Source organism: Limnohabitans sp. DCL3, assembly GCF_048019295.1.
In the GTDB taxonomy this organism is placed as follows: domain Bacteria; phylum Pseudomonadota; class Gammaproteobacteria; order Burkholderiales; family Burkholderiaceae_C; genus Limnohabitans_A.
In genome coordinates, this window is the sequence record NZ_CP171842.1 from 1,764,356 (window position 1) to 1,779,221 (window position 14,866).

Sequence of the window (14,866 nt, forward strand, 5' to 3'; positions counted from 1 at the left end):
CCCATGAGTGCTTTTGACCATTTCGTGGGGACCCGTCCAGTCACGGGCGCCCATGCTTTCGACATCCCCGCCCTGGAAGCTTGGCTCACAGCCCAACTGCCCGGCTTTGCGGGCCCCTTGAGCGTTGAAATGTTCAAGGGTGGGCAATCCAACCCCACCTACAAGCTCATCACCCCGTCGCAACACTATGTGATGCGCGCCAAGCCTGGCCCCGTGGCCAAGCTGCTGCCCTCAGCCCACGCCATCGAACGCGAATTTGCCGTGATGAGAGGCCTGCACGGCACCGACGTGCCGGTGGCCACCATGCATGTGCTGTGCGACGACGAGTCGGTGATTGGCCGCGCTTTCTACGTCATGGCCTTCGTGCAAGGCCGTGTGCTCTGGGACCAGTCTTTGCCAGGCATGACGCCCGCCGAGCGCGGCGCCATTTACGACGAAATGAATCGGGTTTTGGCGGCGCTGCACAAGGTGGATGTGGCCAAACAAGGGCTGGCCAACTACGGCAAACCGGGCAATTACATTGAGCGCCAGATCGGCCGATGGAGCAAACAGTACGCAGCCTCCATCACCCAACCCATCCCCGAGATGGACCAACTGATCGCGTGGTTGCCGAAAAACATCCCCGACAGCGCCAAAGACGAATCATTGGTCGGCATCGTGCACGGTGACTACCGCCTGGACAATTTGATGTTCCACCCCAGCGACGCCCGCGTGCTGGCGGTGCTCGACTGGGAGCTGTCCACCTTGGGCCACCCTCTGGCCGACTTCAGCTACCACTGCATGGCCTGGCACATCAGCCCGGGCACCTTCCGCGGCATTGGCGGGCTCGATTTGACCGCTTTGGGCATCCCCTCTGAGACCGAGTACATCCGCCGCTATTGCGAGCGCACGGGCTTCACCACACCCGAGGCCTTGGCCCGGGACTGGAACTTTTACCTCGCGTACAACATGTTCCGCATCGCTGCGATTTTGCAAGGCATTGCCAAGCGCGTCGAAGATGGCACCGCATCCAGCGAACAAGCCAAATCTTCGGGCGCAGGCGCGCGTCCCATGGCCGAGTTGGCCTGGCGATTTGCCCGACAGGCCTGAACCGTTCATCCCCCAAACAACCACCCCAGGAGAGAGACCATGGATTTCGAATACACCCCCAAGGTCAAGGACATGCAGGCCCGTTTGCTGGCCTTCATGGACGAGCACATTTACCCCAACGAGGCGCGGTTCTTTGAAGAAATCGCCGAAAACCGCGCCAAAGGCAATGCCTGGGTGCCCACCAAAATCGTTGAAGAACTCAAGCCCAAGGCCCTTGCTGCCGGTTTGTGGAACCTGTTTTTGCCCCAATCCACCCGCGCACCCCAAGGCTTGTCCAACCTCGAATACGCGCCGCTGTGCGAGATCATGGGCCGCGTGCCATTTGCCGCCGAGGTCTTCAACTGCTCGGCGCCCGACACCGGCAACATGGAGACACTGGAGCGTTACGCCAGCGAAAGCCTCAAAGACGAATGGCTCGAGCCCTTGTTGCGCGGCGAAATTCGCTCGGCTTTTTTGATGACCGAGCCCGATGTGGCCTCATCTGATGCCACCAACATCGAATGCGAAATCCGCCGCGAGGGCAATGAGTATGTGATCAACGGCCGCAAGTGGTGGTCGTCTGGCGCGGGTGACCCACGCTGCGCGGTGTACATCGTGATGGGCAAGACCAACCCCGATGCCGGCCGACATGAGCAGCAGTCCATGATCGTGGTGCCCGCCAATGCGCCCGGCATCACGGTGGTGCGCGCCCTGTCGGTGTTCGGTTACGACGATGCTCCACACGGTCACATGGAGGTGGTGCTGAAAAACGTGCGCGTCCCGGCTGAGAACATCTTGCTGGGCGAAGGCCGCGGTTTTGAAATCGCGCAGGGCCGCTTGGGGCCTGGCCGCATCCACCACTGCATGCGCACCATCGGGATTGCCGAACGGGCCCTGGAGTTGATGTGCAAACGCCTGAACGAACGCGTGGCCTTTGGCCGCGAAGTGGCCCGCCAGACCGTGTGGCAAGAGCGCATCGCCGAGTCACGCTGCATGATCGAGCAAGCCCGCCTGCTCACCCTCAAAGCCGCTTACATGATGGACACCGTGGGCAACAAGGTGGCCAAGGCTGAAATTGCGATGATCAAGATCGTGGCCCCCAACATGGCCTGCCAAATCATCGACTGGGCCATACAGGCCCACGGCGGTGGCGGCGTGTCGCAAGACTTTCCGCTGGCCTATGCCTACGCCCACCAGCGCACCCTGCGCCTGGCCGATGGCCCAGACGAGGTGCACCGCAACTCACTGGCCAAGCTGGAATTGGCCAAACAACTGGCGTGGCCCGGTGATGTGGGCATGCCCATCACACGCGGGAGCTGACTTTTTTGGCCACAAGGTCAAGATCAGCGTTTTTGGGGGTTAGAATATGACCTGTCGGAGCGTAGCGCAGCCTGGTAGCGCATCTGCTTTGGGAGCAGAGGGTCGCGAGTTCGAATCCCGCCGCTCCGACCATTTCCTGAGGTTTGACCTTCAAGAAGTTCCAAACGTCTGATTTCAGACCCACCAACAACAAAGGCCCGTCAGGGCCTTTGGTGTTTCTGAAGATCTGATCCATTCTGCCCGTAGCTCAGTTGGATAGAGCAACAGCCTTCTAAGCTGTGGGTCACAGGTTCGATCCCTGTCGGGCAGACCACATGGCCTCACCCTTTGTGACAGGGGTGCCCCTCTTCAATTGGCGTAATAGGTCTTGCGGCCCGTGTCTGTCAGCAAACTGGGCAATGTCTGCCAGGCTTGCGAAATGTCCAGAATCAAGGTTTTGACCTCTTCCAGCGCCGTCAAGTCGTTGTACGCGTTGACGTGGAACAGGCGACGGGTGATGTAGGCATACAACTCGTTGAGGTTTTGCGCCAATTCACCACCACGTTCGAAATCCAAAGCCCCTTGCAAGCCCACCACAATGCGACCGGCACGGGCCAAAGCTTTCGATTTTTCTTCAATCACATTGTTTTGAATGTGCCCGGAGGCGGAGGCCAGGCTCTCCAGCAAGCCATCGAAAAGCATCTGAATCAACTGAATGTTGTCCGCTGTCGCCACACCGGTGGCAACTTGGACAGAACCGTAACTCTCAGCAAACTTGGAATAGGCACGCATGGAAAAAACCCCTTTACTACTTCAGTAACAGAGGAATCGGCGCTTTGCGGGAAAACTTGAGGCCCATCTTGCAATTTTGCAAAGTTTCCCAACCATGCGAGTTGGGCGCGGGCCGAGGTAACGCTGCGCGTTCAAGGGCCCAGCGAGCCGTCGTCGGATGACGAGGGCATCAACCACTCGGACAAGGGGCTGGTGACGTCCAACTGGGCTTTGGTCCACAGGTACTGCCCCGCTTCGTCCATGGAGGCGCGGATCGGGCCCCACTCGGCTTCTGGCGTTTGGGATGCACTCAAGCCGCATTGGTACAAAGCATTGGCTTGGGCTGTCGGAATCCAGGACTCCACCGTGCCTTTGGCCGTCACAATGTCTTTGGTGTTTTTAGGTTCATTGGGCGCCGCGCCGAGAATCCCGTCCTTGAAGCCATCCTTGTAGAGGGCCTCGGCATGCTTGGCCAAGATCACGGGGTAACGGCTGCGCAAATCGGCCACCGATGAGGGGTCCAAACCTTCACTGGATCGGCCCGTCATGACATCCCACAGTTTTTTGGCACTCAGACCCATCGACGGGGTGGCCAGTTTGGCCGCGTTTTCATTCAGGGTACTGACCACTTTGCGGGTTTCGGTTTCAATCGAGTTGACCCTGTCAATCAGGTACACGACCAACAGCAAAAGCAACAACAAACCAATCGCCAGCAAGGCATTGAGCAAAGCTTCCATGTGCATCATGAGCCACTGACACCCGATGGCGGCTCGGCGCTGTCCTGTGCAGCACCAGCTTCTTGCAAGGCGGCTTCTTGCAAGGCAGCTTCCTGCAAGGCGGCTTGAGCTGCCAGCTCTTCGCGCAAGAAGTCCAGCACCTGAAAAGGCTCCGGCAAACGCAATTCGTAGTGGCTGATTTGGTGCGCCAGGGCTTGCATGGCCTCGATGGCTTTGGGCGCCGACAACTCGGTTTTTTGGTAGCGTGAGCCCAAAGCAAACGCTTCGGCCGCGAACTCCTCGGGCAAGTAGGCGTGGATCTCATTGTCGCCCGCACGGATTTTTTGAAATGCCGAGGGCTTGGGGGCTTGCGGCAGGGGCAAACCCTCGATCAATGCCGCCCGCGCGCGCACTTCCCAAGCTGCGGTTTGCTCTGCGCCATCCACAAAGGTTTTGTCCAAATGGGCGCGGCAGATCAAGCCCATGCGCAAACGCAGGCTGCGTGCATCATGGGAGTCCCCCTTCAAGGACACCACTTTTTCGTAAGCCACCTGCGCGCGACGCATGTCATCGGCGGGTTTGCGGCGTGAAAAAAGACTGAAAAGACCGAACATGGACTTTGTCTGAACTTAAGAAATTTGTAAATTTTGCCGCAGTTTTTTCACCACAGTCGACAAAATTTGGCTCACCCGAGACTCACTGACCCCCAGAACCTCGCCGATTTCCTTGAGGTTGAGCTCTTCCACGTAATACAGCGACATGACCAGGCGCTCGCGTTCGGGCAGCTCGTCGATGGCTTGGACCACGGCCTCCATGAACTCGGCCTCCTCCACCATGACTTCGGGCTGCATGGCGCTGTCAGCAGGCATGCTCATGACCTCGTCATTGACCACTTCCATGGAGAAGGTTTCAAATCGTTTGGCTTGACCGCGCTCTTTGTGAAACTCATCGATGTCTTTGCCCATGAACAGGGCCAATTCAGCTTGCGTCGGGGCACGCCCCAACTCGGCAGCCAGGACGTGAACGGCTTCGTTCTCGTTTTTGTTGAAAGCCACGGCCGAACGAGGCAGAAACGACTGGCGCCGCACCTCATCCAAGATCGCGCCGCGAACGCGGCTGAGTGCAAAGTGCTCGAACTCGAAACCCTTGGTCGGGTCAAAAGAGCGGGCGGCCTCGATCAAGCCGACCATACCGACTTGGACCAGCTCATCGAGCTCCATGAAGGGGGGCAAGCGCGCTTTCAAGTGCACCGCCACACGTTTGACCATGGGCATGTGCGCCAAGATCATGGACTCGTGCTGATTGCCCACCTCTTCGTAAAGAGAGACGTTGCTGCTCATGCGTGTCATCCGTTCGCAGACACACGGAGCATGCGCTCCATGAAAAACTGCATGCGCCCAGATGCCGTTTGAATGGGCGGGAGTTGGTCCAGGGCTTCCGCCAGTGCCCTGAAATCACGCGAAGCGGCACTGCCGGGGGCGTAATCCAGAACCGACTGGTATTTGCGCAAGGCCTGCAAGACCAACTCGTCTCCCTCAATGGCATGCAGGTAACGGATCGAAATCCCCAGAAAACGTGCACAGACATCGTTCAAACGCCGGTACAACTGCCGCCCCTCGTGGGCACTGCCCACCATGTTGGGGATGAGGTAGATTTCGTCAAGAGACTGCTCGGTCGACATGACCTTGATCAGGCCATAAGCATCGGCAATCGAAGAGGGTTGGTCACAAACCACCACAAAGCGGCGTTGGCAGGCGGCCATGAACTCCAACACCGCAGGCGCAATGCCCGCAGCGACGTCCACCACCAAGTAATCGACGGGCTCATCCAAGCTGTCGAATGCACGGATCATGGTCGCGATCTGGGCGGTGTCGAGCGCGGCGATGTTGCGCAACCCCGATGCGCCAGGCACCAAACGCACACCCTGGGCCGTGGTCACCATGACTTCTTGCAGGGTTTTACTGCCATTGAGCACATGGCTGATGTTGAATGGGGCATGCGCGCCCAAGGCAATTTGCGCATTGGCCATGCCCAAGTCAGCGTCCAACAGCATGACTTTGTGACCCCGCAACGCCAACGCGACGGCCAAATTGATGGCCACCGTGGTTTTTCCGGCGCCCCCTTTGCCGCTGGCCACACCAATGACTTGGGGGAAGTTTTTATGATCCATGGATGGCCCTGACGGACGACATTGTCGTGACCCGCGGCTTCACGGCACGCGGTTGGGGTTGAACTTCCGCCACGGACAGGGTGGCTTTTTTGACTCGGGGCTTGCGCGCGGCTTTGGCGGGGGGGACGGCCGCGCCCAGGTGCTGAACTTCCGGCAACAAGGCCTGCAAAGGCGTCATGGCCAAATCCACCAAACGCGCGGCACCCAAAGCCACAGGAGGAACATTGATTTTGCTGTCCTCGGCCATGCAAGAAACCACCAAAGGCTGCTCACACAGTCCCTTGATCAAGGGCCAGGGGTAAGCGGCTTCATCCACTTTGGTCAACATCAAGGATGACCAGCGAATTTGAGGGTTTTGGAGAATTTTTTGCACACTGGTCACTGTAGCATCAACCGGCAAGACCGCATGCAGATCGAGGCCCAATTGCGACTGAAGTTGCAGTGCTTGGGCTGAAAAATCAGCACCTGGCGTGTCGATCCAGACGGTCTTGCCCTGCAAGTCGTCGAGCAGCGTCTGCAGCATGCCCATATCGGCGGCGCGAAAGCAGGACGCGCCGGCTTGGGAAGCGAGCAATTGAATTTGCGACCAAGCGCCAGGGCGTTGATCCCCATAACTGATCATGACCTGCTTTTCAGCGCCATGCGACTGGGCCGCCGCATAGGCCAAACGGCCCAACATCGAGGTTTTGCCGGCGCCCGAGGGGCCGCACAAAACATGCACGCCTTGGCTGGGCACCTCTCCAACCGGGCGATCCAGGGCCTGCACCAGCAGGCTCTGCACCACAGGCCAAGCCTCAGCCAGCGTGTCCATGTGCTGAATGCTGTCGGTGATCAAGGCGCGCAGGCCCGAGGGCATGCCCACTTCTTGCATGGCCAGGCCCAATTTTTGGATCTCGGGTGACAAACCGAGGGTTTGTTGCCAAGGTTGCATTTGGCGCGACAGCGCAAACTCCTTGCGCAAAGCGGCCATTTCTTCCCGCAGCAGGTCCACAATTTCGTGGCTGCGCTGCTGCTCGTAGGGGCTGGACTGGAGCGCTTGCACCGGGGTCTGGACCGGGTGATGAACGGGCGCGCTGGCCGGCAGGGAACTGGGCGCTGTCTCTGGGGCAGCGGCGCGCGCTGCTGGGGCCCGCGCATGCAAACGCGCCAGCGCCGTTTCAAAGGCCATGGCGTCCGTGGTTTCGCTCGCAGGGTCCTGTGCCGAAGGCGCGCTGGCGTTTTGGAGCATCTCGGCAAATGGCACAAATTGTTCATTTTGTCCCTGGACGGCACGCTGGGCGTCAGACGCGTCTTTGCTGGGCAAGGTCGCTGGCGCCAAGGGCTCACTGGCAATGTCCACCGCCACAATCAATTCGGTCTGCTGGTCGACACGCTGGCTGGAAATGATCAAGACATCGTTGCCGTACAACTGGATGGCTTTTTCATTGGCTGAGCGGCTGTCGCGGGCAATGATGCGTTTGAGTTCCATGATTTATCAGGCTTTGGGGGCAGAAGAGTTGTTGCGCGGATCGGCTTGCACGGTGTTGATCACCTTGACGGGCTGATCGTCCGGAATTTCGCTGTACGAGAGCACCGTCAGGTCGTTGACGCGGTAACGCACTGCGCGGGACATCCAGGGGCGGATGGCGGGAGAGACCACCAACACGGCGGGCAAGCCCTGCTCTTCGGTGGTGCGGGCACTTTCGCGCAGGGCGGCAAAGAGGCTTTCGGCCAAGCTGGGCTCCAGCACCATACCGGCCGAGTTGGTATTTTGTTGCAACACATTGTGCAGCAGCTGCTCGAGCTGAGGATCGAGCGTCAACACCGACAAAGTTTCGCGGTTTTCGGTCAGGCTTTGCACGATCATGCGGCCCAACTTAGGACGCACCAGCTGGGTCAATTGATCAGGGTCTTGCGTGCGGCCGCAGACTTCGGTCAGGGCTTCGACGACGGTGCGCATGTCGCGGATGGGCACCGACTCTTGCAACAGGTTTTGCAGTGTGCGGGTGACCACCCCCAAGGACAACTTGCCGGGCACCAGCTCTTCCACCAACTTGGGGGACTTGGCGGCCAATTTGTCCAGCAATTTCTGGGCTTCGTCGTGGCTCATCAGCTCGGAGGCGTTGTCCCGGAGCACCTTGTTCATGTGGGTGGCAATCGCGGTGCTGGGGTCCACCACGGTGTAACCCAAGGCCCGGGCCTGATCACGCAACACGGGCTGGATCCACACGGCTTCCAGACCAAAAGCGGGCTCTTTGGTGGCTTGGCCTTCGACTTTGCCGTACACCTTGCCTGGGTTGATCGCCAATTCGCGGCCCACCTTGACTTCCCCACGGCCCCGCACCACGCCATTGAGAACGATGTGGTAAGCGTCGGGCTCCAGGTTCAGGGCATCACGGATGCGCACCGGTTGCACCAAAAAGCCCAATTCGGCGGAAAGCTTTTTGCGCACCCCCTTCACACGGGTCATCAACTGCCCGCCCGACTCCACGTTGACCAGGGGAATCAGGCCGTAACCAATTTCCAAACCAATCAAATCGACTTGCTCGACATCGTCCCAATCGAGTTCTTTGGGGGCATCGGTGTTGGGCAGTGCCGGGGCAGCAGCGCTTTCTTCCAATTGCATTTGTTTGCGCATGACCATGAAGGCCACCCCTGCCGTGGCACCGGCGAGGACCAAAAAGACCAGGTGTGGCATGCCGGGCACCAAGCCCAAGATGGTCAAAATGCCAGCCGAGATGAACAAAGCCGGCACATTCGAAAATTGGCTGGTCGCCTGCTCGGTCATCGACTCGGAGGTCGTCACCCGGGTCACGATGATGGCGGTGGCCAGCGACAGGAACAATGAAGGGATTTGGGCCACAAGGCCATCACCAATGGTCAACAAGACATAAATGCGGGTGGCGTCCCCCACCGACAAGTTGTGCTGCCCAATGCCGATGGCCAAACCACCCACGATGTTGATGATCAAAATCAAGAGGCCCGCCATGGCGTCACCGCTCACGAACTTGGAAGCACCGTCCATGGAGCCAAAAAAGTCGGACTCTTGGGCCAACTCTTCACGGCGCTTTTTGGCGGTTTCTTGATCGATCACACCGGCATTGAGGTCGGCATCGATCGACATTTGCTTGCCCGGCATCGCGTCCAGGGTGAATCGGGCATTGACTTCGGAAACGCGACCCGCGCCCTTGGTCACCACAAAGAAGTTCACGATCATCAAGATCACGAAAATAATGAAACCCACTACATAGTTGCCGCCAATAACAAATTCACCAAATGCCGCGATCACTTTGCCCGCAGACTCTGGGCCTTCATGCCCATTGACCAACACGACTCGCGTCGACGCCACGTTCAGTGCCAAACGCAACATGGTGGCAAAGAGCAACACCGAGGGGAAGGATGAAAATTCGAGGGGCTTGCGGGTGCCAATCGCGATCATGATCACCACCAAACTGACCATGATGTTGAAAGTGAACAAGATGTCCAGCAACAAGGCTGGCAAAGGCACCACCAACATGGCCATGATCATCAAGACCAAAACGGGCAAGCCCAAACCCGCCAGGTCGAAGCGCGAGAAATTCTGTCGGAGGGCGGACAGGGTCAAGGTGGTCATGGGCAGGTGGGGGGGACTGGGTGATCGAAGTGTCGGAATACCAATGTTTCCACACCTTTAAGCAAGGTGCATGCCACAACTTTTGACACCCCCGGGGCCACACCCCGTGACCGGATTCAAAACCTGGTGCGTAAATTGCTCATTCAGGGTGTTCCCCAGGCCAGCGGCAAGACTTGTCCGCTGCCTGAGGGGTGTTTGACCCGCCATTGCTTACCCGAAAAATCACATGTCCATCACCCTCGCACCGATCGAATCGCCCAGCCGAACCGCCTCCAGCGCCAAAGTCGAGCCGCCAGACACTTCTGGCAGCCCAGGCCTTCGCCCTGCCAACGGGGAGTTCGGACACATCATGTCGGAGGTTTTGCAATCTTCCAGCGAAACGCCTGCCTTGCCAGCGGGGCAAGAGGTGGCCGCCACGGCCGAAGTCCAAACCGGATGGCCGGGCGCATTGGGCGGAAATTTGGGCGCCTCTTTCGGGGGCGAGTTTCTGAAGGCCGTGCAGTGGGGGCCCCACATGCAGGTCATCACCTCGGAGGCCTCGGTGCCCGACGAGCAAAGCTTAGAAGCGTTCGCCCGCTCCCAAGGCCTGGATGAGACGGCTGTGCAATGGTTGATGGGCAGCGCGCCGGTCGCTGCGCCGGTCGCTGCACCCGCCCCCACAACGGCCTCGGTGGGCATGCCTTCTTTGCTCAGCGCAAGCTTGCAAAGCGCGATCGATGCACCCCACCAGACGGGTGGGATGGCACCGTTGGATCCGGCTCAAGTCGCGGCACCCACCGTGGGGACCTCCTTGGGCAGCGCCCCGTCCATGGGTGACCACCTGAGCGCCATGGGCTTGCACGCCACCCCGCTGGCGCAGCCCGGACAGGCCAACACCTCTGCTGGACAGCCCTATGACGCAGTGGCCATCCCTGGGCCATCCACGGGGCCATTTGCTGCGTCCGCCAGCACGCCCAGCGCCGTGACTGGCCTCGATGCCCGCCAGCCCGATGGCGGCTTTTCAACGACGGCATTGAGTGCAGCCGCCCTGTGGGCCATGACACAGGGCACTGAAAAAGCCCGCGTGACGACCCCGCCCCCCGCGCAAGAAGACGCGGCGGAAGTCGCCAAAGTCCAAATCAATCTGCTGGCCTCCGCCGCCCCCGCCGCTTTCTGGATGCTGCGCAACCCGATGGTGGCCGCACCCGCCAAGGAAATCGTGACGCCGGCCTCCGGCATCGCCGTGAGCGAGATCGATTTGTCCCAGACCGCCACGCCCGAGGTGCTCGACAGCTTGACCCTGGGGCTGGCCGACGGGGCTGGCCTGCCCACTGCGGCTCAAGCCAGCGAACAACCCGCGCCTTTGTCAGGCCACCCCGGTCACCGGATGGAGGTGGCAGCGGCCGTGCGGCAGGACAACCCCAACACGCCCGCCAGCGCCCCGACACCCAACCCCAGCCACACCCAGCGCAGTGAGAATGTGCAGAACTTGGCCGAAAAAATGGGACAAGCGGTGGGCCAGCGGATCTTGTCGGAGATCGAAAAAGGACAATGGCACCTGAAATTGTCCTTGCGACCCGCCACCTTGGGCCACATCGAGGTGGAGATGCGCATGCGCAGCGGCGAATTGGACGCGGTGTTCACCGCGCCGCAAGCCCTCACCCGCGAATTGCTGCAAGAGGGCATGTCCAAACTCAAAGACACCTTGAGCCAAATGGGCATGGATGTTGCTTCCATGCAGGTGGGCGATGGTCAAACGCAGAAACGTGGCGGAGAGTCGACACCTGGACAAATGTCAAAATCGACAAATTCGGGCGTGGATGACCCACAATCCAGCCTTTCAGCAACGCCCCCTCCGATCCCTCGCATGAAGATGGGGCAAGATGGCTGGGATGTGCTGGTTTGACCCGCGAACAACCAAGGAAAAAAGATGGCTGATGAAGAAATTGAAGTAGAAGGCAAGAAAAAATCACCCCTGATCAAAATCATCGTGATCGCATTGGTGGCTTTGTTGGTGTTGACGGGCACGGTTGTGGGCACCTTGTTTGTGACCGGCTTCTTTGACAAAAAAGACACCTTGGCCGCCGAACAAGCATTGAAAGCGTTGGAAGAAGGTGCGGCCGACCCCAAAGCCGGCGCCAGCGACAACACACCGCAGAAAAAAGCCAAAGAGTCACCCGAGCTCGAGCGTTTCGAGAAAAGCTATATGGAGTTGGAAAAACCACTGATTTCCAACTTGACGGGTACGCGAAAGGTCATTCAACTGACTGCGGCCATCATGACGCACTACGACGATCGCGTGTTCAAAAATGCGAAAAAGCATGAATATGCCCTGCGCTCGGTGGCCTTGGACGTCATGCGGCAAATGACCGAAGCCGACTTGGCCAAGCCCGAGTTCCGCAAAGAATTGGCGGCCCAAATTCGCGAAGAAATGAATGCCCTCTTGCAGAAATACGAAGACTTTGGTGGCATCGAAGAAGTCTATTTCACCAGCTTCGTGGTCCAGTGATCCGCTTGAATGATCGTTTGTCATGAGCTTGGCTGAATCGCAAAATCTCTTGTCGCCCGAGGAACTGGCCGCGCTGTCGGCCAGCTTCAACGACGGCAGTATGGAAGTGGACACGGGCTACAACCTGGATGTCCACGTGCGCAAGCACGACTTGGCCGCTGAAGACAGCAGCCTGGGTGTCAACGTCGCCTCCTTGGACATGATCAACGAGCGCTTCATCCGCATGTTCCGCTTGGGCATGCTCGAAGTGCTTCGCACCAGCCCAAGGGTCAACCCCACGCGCGCGCAGATCGTCCGATTTGGTGACTACATCAAAGACTTGAAGGCCCCACTGTCGGTGAACATCATCCGCATGGCCCCTTTGCGGGGTTATGCCATGGTGGTGATTGACACCACCGTGGTGTTCAGCTCATTGGACAGTTTTTTTGGCGGTTTTGGCCGTGGTGTCGGGCAACTGCCAGCGGGCCGTTTGTTCACCCCCACTGAGGCGCGCATCATCAAGATCATCTTGCAGGTTTTTTTCCGCTCGTTCAAAGAAGCGTGGGCCCCGGTGGCGGCCATCGACTTTGAACACGTCAGCTCCGAAATCAACCCGCAATTTGCCCAAATCGCCGATGAAAACGACCTGGTGGTGCTCAGCCGATTTGAATCGGACTCCACCAACCAGGGCTCGGGCTTCATCGACATGGTCATCCCCTATGTCGCACTCAAACCTGTTCGGGACGTGCTGCGCAGCCGTGTGCAAACGGGCGACGGCAATGAGGAATCCGACAAAGTCTGGCGCGTTCAACTGGACGACGCGGTGCGCGACGCCGAATTGGAAATCCAGATTTTGCTGGGCAAGATGAGCATGTCCCTGCAAGACTTGAAAAACATGCAACCTGGCGATGTGTTGCCTTTCAAAAAACCAGAATCGGCGAGGGCCATGATCGAAGACATGCCGATCTTCGAGGTCGAAGTGGGCGCCTTGGGCAGCCAAGTGGCTGTCAAGATCACCGAAGCCATCAGCCCCAACATCACCGCCTGAACCGCATAGAGGAACGCCCATGAACGAACTGAACAACCCTGAAGAATTCGTCCCGGAGTCAGGCAACAAAGGCCAGATCCACGGCGATGTGTTGCAAAACATCCCGGTCACCTTGTCCATTGAGGTGGGCCGCGCCGTCATCAAAATCCGTGACCTGATGCGCCTGACCCAAGGCAGCGTGGTCGAGTTGGACCGCATCGCGGGCGAACCCTTGAACCTGTTGGTCAACAACACGGTGGTCGCCCAAGGTGAGGTGGTGCTGGTCAACGACCGCTATGGCATCCGCCTCACCCGCGTGGTGCCGGCCTCCGAACGCCTTGACAACCTCTGAACCCGAAGCGGTACCCGCATGAACTCGGTTTGGACATTGGGCGACTGGCTGCAGTACCTGTTCAGCTTCGTGTTGGTCATTGGTTTGCTGTTGACACTGTTGTGGACACTGCGCAAACTGCAAAATGGCCAAAGCCTGATGCGCAAACACACGCAACGCCTGCAGACGCTGGAAACCCTGTCAGTGGGCACACGCCAAAAAATCATGCTCATCCGGGTGGATGACCGCGAAATTTTGCTCGGCGTCTCGGCCCAAACCATGACCGTTCTGTCGCCTTGGCCTGACCAGAACACCGCCCAAGCCAGCGGCAAACTGCCAGCGGCCCTTGAGGCCTTACCGGAAACCCTCACCCCATGAAGCGCACCGTCCCCTTCGGCTTGATCCTCGCCCTCTTGGTGGGGCTTTTGCCCATTCTGGCGCAGGCTGCGCCCGACATGCCTGCCCTGACCAGCACCAACACGGGCAAAGGCACGCAATACAGCATCACGCTGCAACTGCTGGCCTTGATGACCACGCTGTCGGTGTTGCCCTCTTTGCTGCTCATGATGACGGCGTTTGTGCGCATCGTCATCGTCATGTCCATCCTGCGGCAGGCCTTGGGCACTGGCCAAACGCCCCCCAACATGGTCATCGTGGGCCTGTCGCTTTTCCTGACCTTGTTTGTGATGTCGCCCGTGCTCAACGACGTCTACCAAAACGCCCTGCTCCCTTACATGAACCAAGGCTTGAGCTTTGACAAGGCCTTGGCCGCGGCAGAAAAACCGATCAGGGCCTTCATGCTCTTGCAAACCCGCGAAGACGACATCGCCATGTTCATGGAAATCGCCCGCAACAAAGGCGTGGCCAGTGCCGAAGAAGTGCCCTTCATGACCTTGGTGCCCGCCTTTTTGACCTCTGAGCTCAAAAGCGCTTTTACCATTGGATTTTTGATCTACATCCCCTTTGTGGTCATCGATCTGATCGTCGCCAGTGTGTTGATGTCCATGGGCATGATGATGTTGTCACCCATGATGATTTCGATGCCCTTCAAATTGATGTTGTTTGTGCTGGTGGACGGCTGGAGCCTGATCATGGGTTCTCTGGCCGGCAGCTTTGCCATGCCTTAAAGGAGACAAGATGGACACCGCCATGGTCATTGATTTGGGACGGCAAGCGCTGTGGACAGCGATGCTGGTTTGTGCCCCGCTGCTGGTGCTGGCTTTGGCTGTGGGCCTGTTCATCGGCATCATCCAGGCCGCCACGTCGGTCAACGAGTCCACCCTCAGTTTCATCCCCAAGCTGATTGCATTGGCCTTGGGTTTGTTGACTTTTGGCAGTTGGCAACTGGTGACCCTGATCGACTTCACGCGCAGCATCTTCCAGCGCATCCCCACCCTGTTCAGCTGATCGACAGGACGCGCCGCC

16 protein-coding genes and 2 tRNA genes are annotated in these 14,866 nt (G+C 58.9%); 11 read left to right on the top strand and 7 right to left on the bottom strand.

Translation table 11 applies throughout. The features are described 5' to 3' along the window. Window positions 1–3 precede the first annotated feature (3 nt). The 4 genes from ACHEXK_RS07945 (at window position 4) to ACHEXK_RS07960 (ending at window position 2,701) form a co-directional block, all read left to right on the top strand. The gene (locus ACHEXK_RS07945) at window positions 4–1,089 is read left to right on the top strand and encodes a phosphotransferase (RefSeq protein WP_416545001.1); all 1,086 of its coding nucleotides are present in this window, start codon (window positions 4–6) and stop codon (window positions 1,087–1,089) included. A 39-nt stretch (window positions 1,090–1,128) separates the two neighbouring features. Beyond that, window positions 1,129–2,388: an acyl-CoA dehydrogenase family protein gene (locus ACHEXK_RS07950; RefSeq protein WP_416545003.1), complete on the top strand. Its 1,260-nt coding sequence runs from the start codon at window positions 1,129–1,131 to the stop codon at window positions 2,386–2,388. 55 nt (window positions 2,389–2,443) lie between these two features. Further along, window positions 2,444–2,520: transfer RNA gene (locus ACHEXK_RS07955), tRNA-Pro, on the top strand. A 104-nt stretch (window positions 2,521–2,624) separates the two neighbouring features. Then, window positions 2,625–2,701: transfer RNA gene (locus ACHEXK_RS07960), tRNA-Arg, on the top strand. Between the two features lie 35 nt (window positions 2,702–2,736). Here ACHEXK_RS07960 and fliS read toward each other — a convergent pair. The 7 genes from fliS to flhA all read right to left on the bottom strand — a co-directional run bounded on the left by fliS (window position 2,737) and on the right by flhA (window position 9,616). Then, window positions 2,737–3,159: a flagellar export chaperone FliS gene (fliS, locus tag ACHEXK_RS07965; protein WP_416545005.1), complete on the bottom strand. Its 423-nt coding sequence runs from the start codon at window positions 3,157–3,159 to the stop codon at window positions 2,737–2,739. 131 nt (window positions 3,160–3,290) lie between these two features. Continuing rightward, entirely contained in the window at window positions 3,291–3,875 is a 585-nt protein-coding gene (locus tag ACHEXK_RS07970) for a hypothetical protein (protein ID WP_416545007.1), read from the bottom strand. A gap of 5 nt (window positions 3,876–3,880) precedes the next feature. Beyond that, window positions 3,881–4,468, bottom strand: a complete 588-nt coding sequence (locus tag ACHEXK_RS07975) for a hypothetical protein (RefSeq protein ID WP_416545009.1) — start codon at window positions 4,466–4,468, stop codon at window positions 3,881–3,883. 15 nt (window positions 4,469–4,483) lie between these two features. Then, a complete protein-coding gene (gene fliA / locus ACHEXK_RS07980; RefSeq protein ID WP_416545011.1) occupies window positions 4,484–5,194 on the bottom strand; it encodes an RNA polymerase sigma factor FliA in 711 nt (236 codons plus the stop codon). A 5-nt stretch (window positions 5,195–5,199) separates the two neighbouring features. Beyond that, window positions 5,200–6,024 (bottom strand): MinD/ParA family protein, encoded by an 825-nt coding sequence (locus ACHEXK_RS07985; protein ID WP_416545013.1) that lies wholly within the window; start codon window positions 6,022–6,024, stop codon window positions 5,200–5,202. Next, complete coding sequence (locus ACHEXK_RS07990) at window positions 6,014–7,492, bottom strand: hypothetical protein (protein WP_416545015.1); 1,479 nt, start codon at window positions 7,490–7,492, stop codon at window positions 6,014–6,016. Before ACHEXK_RS07990 ends, ACHEXK_RS07985 begins: the two co-directional genes overlap by 11 nt. A gap of 6 nt (window positions 7,493–7,498) precedes the next feature. Next, on the bottom strand, window positions 7,499–9,616 hold the full coding sequence (gene flhA / locus ACHEXK_RS07995; protein ID WP_416545017.1) for a flagellar biosynthesis protein FlhA: 2,118 nt from the start codon (window positions 9,614–9,616) through the stop codon (window positions 7,499–7,501). A gap of 226 nt (window positions 9,617–9,842) precedes the next feature. Here flhA and ACHEXK_RS08000 point away from each other — a divergent pair, with 226 nt between their 5' ends. From ACHEXK_RS08000 to fliQ, 7 genes are read left to right on the top strand one after another with little or no spacing between them, the layout of a single operon-like run. After that, window positions 9,843–11,501: a flagellar hook-length control protein FliK gene (locus ACHEXK_RS08000; RefSeq protein ID WP_416545019.1), complete on the top strand. Its 1,659-nt coding sequence runs from the start codon at window positions 9,843–9,845 to the stop codon at window positions 11,499–11,501. 24 nt (window positions 11,502–11,525) lie between these two features. After that, window positions 11,526–12,104 carry a flagellar basal body-associated FliL family protein gene (locus ACHEXK_RS08005; protein WP_416545021.1) on the top strand — a complete coding sequence of 193 codons (579 nt, stop codon included), beginning with the start codon at window positions 11,526–11,528 and terminating at the stop codon, window positions 12,102–12,104. A gap of 22 nt (window positions 12,105–12,126) precedes the next feature. Then, window positions 12,127–13,131 carry a flagellar motor switch protein FliM gene (gene fliM, locus ACHEXK_RS08010; RefSeq protein ID WP_416545023.1) on the top strand — a complete coding sequence of 335 codons (1,005 nt, stop codon included), beginning with the start codon at window positions 12,127–12,129 and terminating at the stop codon, window positions 13,129–13,131. Window positions 13,132–13,150: 19 nt separating this feature from the next. After that, the gene (gene fliN, locus ACHEXK_RS08015; RefSeq protein WP_416545025.1) at window positions 13,151–13,462 is read left to right on the top strand and encodes a flagellar motor switch protein FliN; all 312 of its coding nucleotides are present in this window, start codon (window positions 13,151–13,153) and stop codon (window positions 13,460–13,462) included. An 18-nt stretch (window positions 13,463–13,480) separates the two neighbouring features. Continuing rightward, window positions 13,481–13,819, top strand: a complete 339-nt coding sequence (gene fliO, locus ACHEXK_RS08020) for a flagellar biosynthetic protein FliO (RefSeq protein ID WP_416545027.1) — start codon at window positions 13,481–13,483, stop codon at window positions 13,817–13,819. Further along, window positions 13,816–14,568, top strand: coding sequence for a flagellar type III secretion system pore protein FliP (gene fliP / locus ACHEXK_RS08025; RefSeq protein ID WP_416545029.1), 753 nt, complete (start codon window positions 13,816–13,818; stop codon window positions 14,566–14,568). The genes fliO and fliP overlap by 4 nt, the downstream gene beginning before the upstream one ends. A 10-nt stretch (window positions 14,569–14,578) precedes the next feature. Then, the gene (gene fliQ, locus ACHEXK_RS08030) at window positions 14,579–14,848 is read left to right on the top strand and encodes a flagellar biosynthesis protein FliQ (protein WP_322992341.1); all 270 of its coding nucleotides are present in this window, start codon (window positions 14,579–14,581) and stop codon (window positions 14,846–14,848) included. The last annotated feature ends 18 nt before the right edge of the window (window positions 14,849–14,866 follow it).

Bases quoted from the DNA above. Each gene is read 5' to 3' on its own strand.
- ACHEXK_RS07945 (WP_416545001.1), top strand. From the start codon at position 4: ATGAGTGCTTTTGACCATTTCGTGGGGACCCGTCCAGTCACGGGCGCC.
- ACHEXK_RS07950 (WP_416545003.1), top strand. From the start codon at position 1,129: ATGGATTTCGAATACACCCCCAAGGTCAAGGACATGCAGGCCCGTTTG.
- fliS (WP_416545005.1), bottom strand. From the start codon at position 3,159: ATGCGTGCCTATTCCAAGTTTGCTGAGAGTTACGGTTCTGTCCAAGTT.
- ACHEXK_RS07970 (WP_416545007.1), bottom strand. From the start codon at position 3,875: ATGGAAGCTTTGCTCAATGCCTTGCTGGCGATTGGTTTGTTGTTGCTT.
- ACHEXK_RS07975 (WP_416545009.1), bottom strand. From the start codon at position 4,468: ATGTTCGGTCTTTTCAGTCTTTTTTCACGCCGCAAACCCGCCGATGAC.
- fliA (WP_416545011.1), bottom strand. From the start codon at position 5,194: ATGAGCAGCAACGTCTCTCTTTACGAAGAGGTGGGCAATCAGCACGAG.
- ACHEXK_RS07985 (WP_416545013.1), bottom strand. From the start codon at position 6,024: ATGGATCATAAAAACTTCCCCCAAGTCATTGGTGTGGCCAGCGGCAAA.
- ACHEXK_RS07990 (WP_416545015.1), bottom strand. From the start codon at position 7,492: ATGGAACTCAAACGCATCATTGCCCGCGACAGCCGCTCAGCCAATGAA.
- flhA (WP_416545017.1), bottom strand. From the start codon at position 9,616: ATGACCACCTTGACCCTGTCCGCCCTCCGACAGAATTTCTCGCGCTTC.
- ACHEXK_RS08000 (WP_416545019.1), top strand. From the start codon at position 9,843: ATGTCCATCACCCTCGCACCGATCGAATCGCCCAGCCGAACCGCCTCC.
- ACHEXK_RS08005 (WP_416545021.1), top strand. From the start codon at position 11,526: ATGGCTGATGAAGAAATTGAAGTAGAAGGCAAGAAAAAATCACCCCTG.
- fliM (WP_416545023.1), top strand. From the start codon at position 12,127: ATGAGCTTGGCTGAATCGCAAAATCTCTTGTCGCCCGAGGAACTGGCC.
- fliN (WP_416545025.1), top strand. From the start codon at position 13,151: ATGAACGAACTGAACAACCCTGAAGAATTCGTCCCGGAGTCAGGCAAC.
- fliO (WP_416545027.1), top strand. From the start codon at position 13,481: ATGAACTCGGTTTGGACATTGGGCGACTGGCTGCAGTACCTGTTCAGC.
- fliP (WP_416545029.1), top strand. From the start codon at position 13,816: ATGAAGCGCACCGTCCCCTTCGGCTTGATCCTCGCCCTCTTGGTGGGG.
- fliQ (WP_322992341.1), top strand. From the start codon at position 14,579: ATGGACACCGCCATGGTCATTGATTTGGGACGGCAAGCGCTGTGGACA.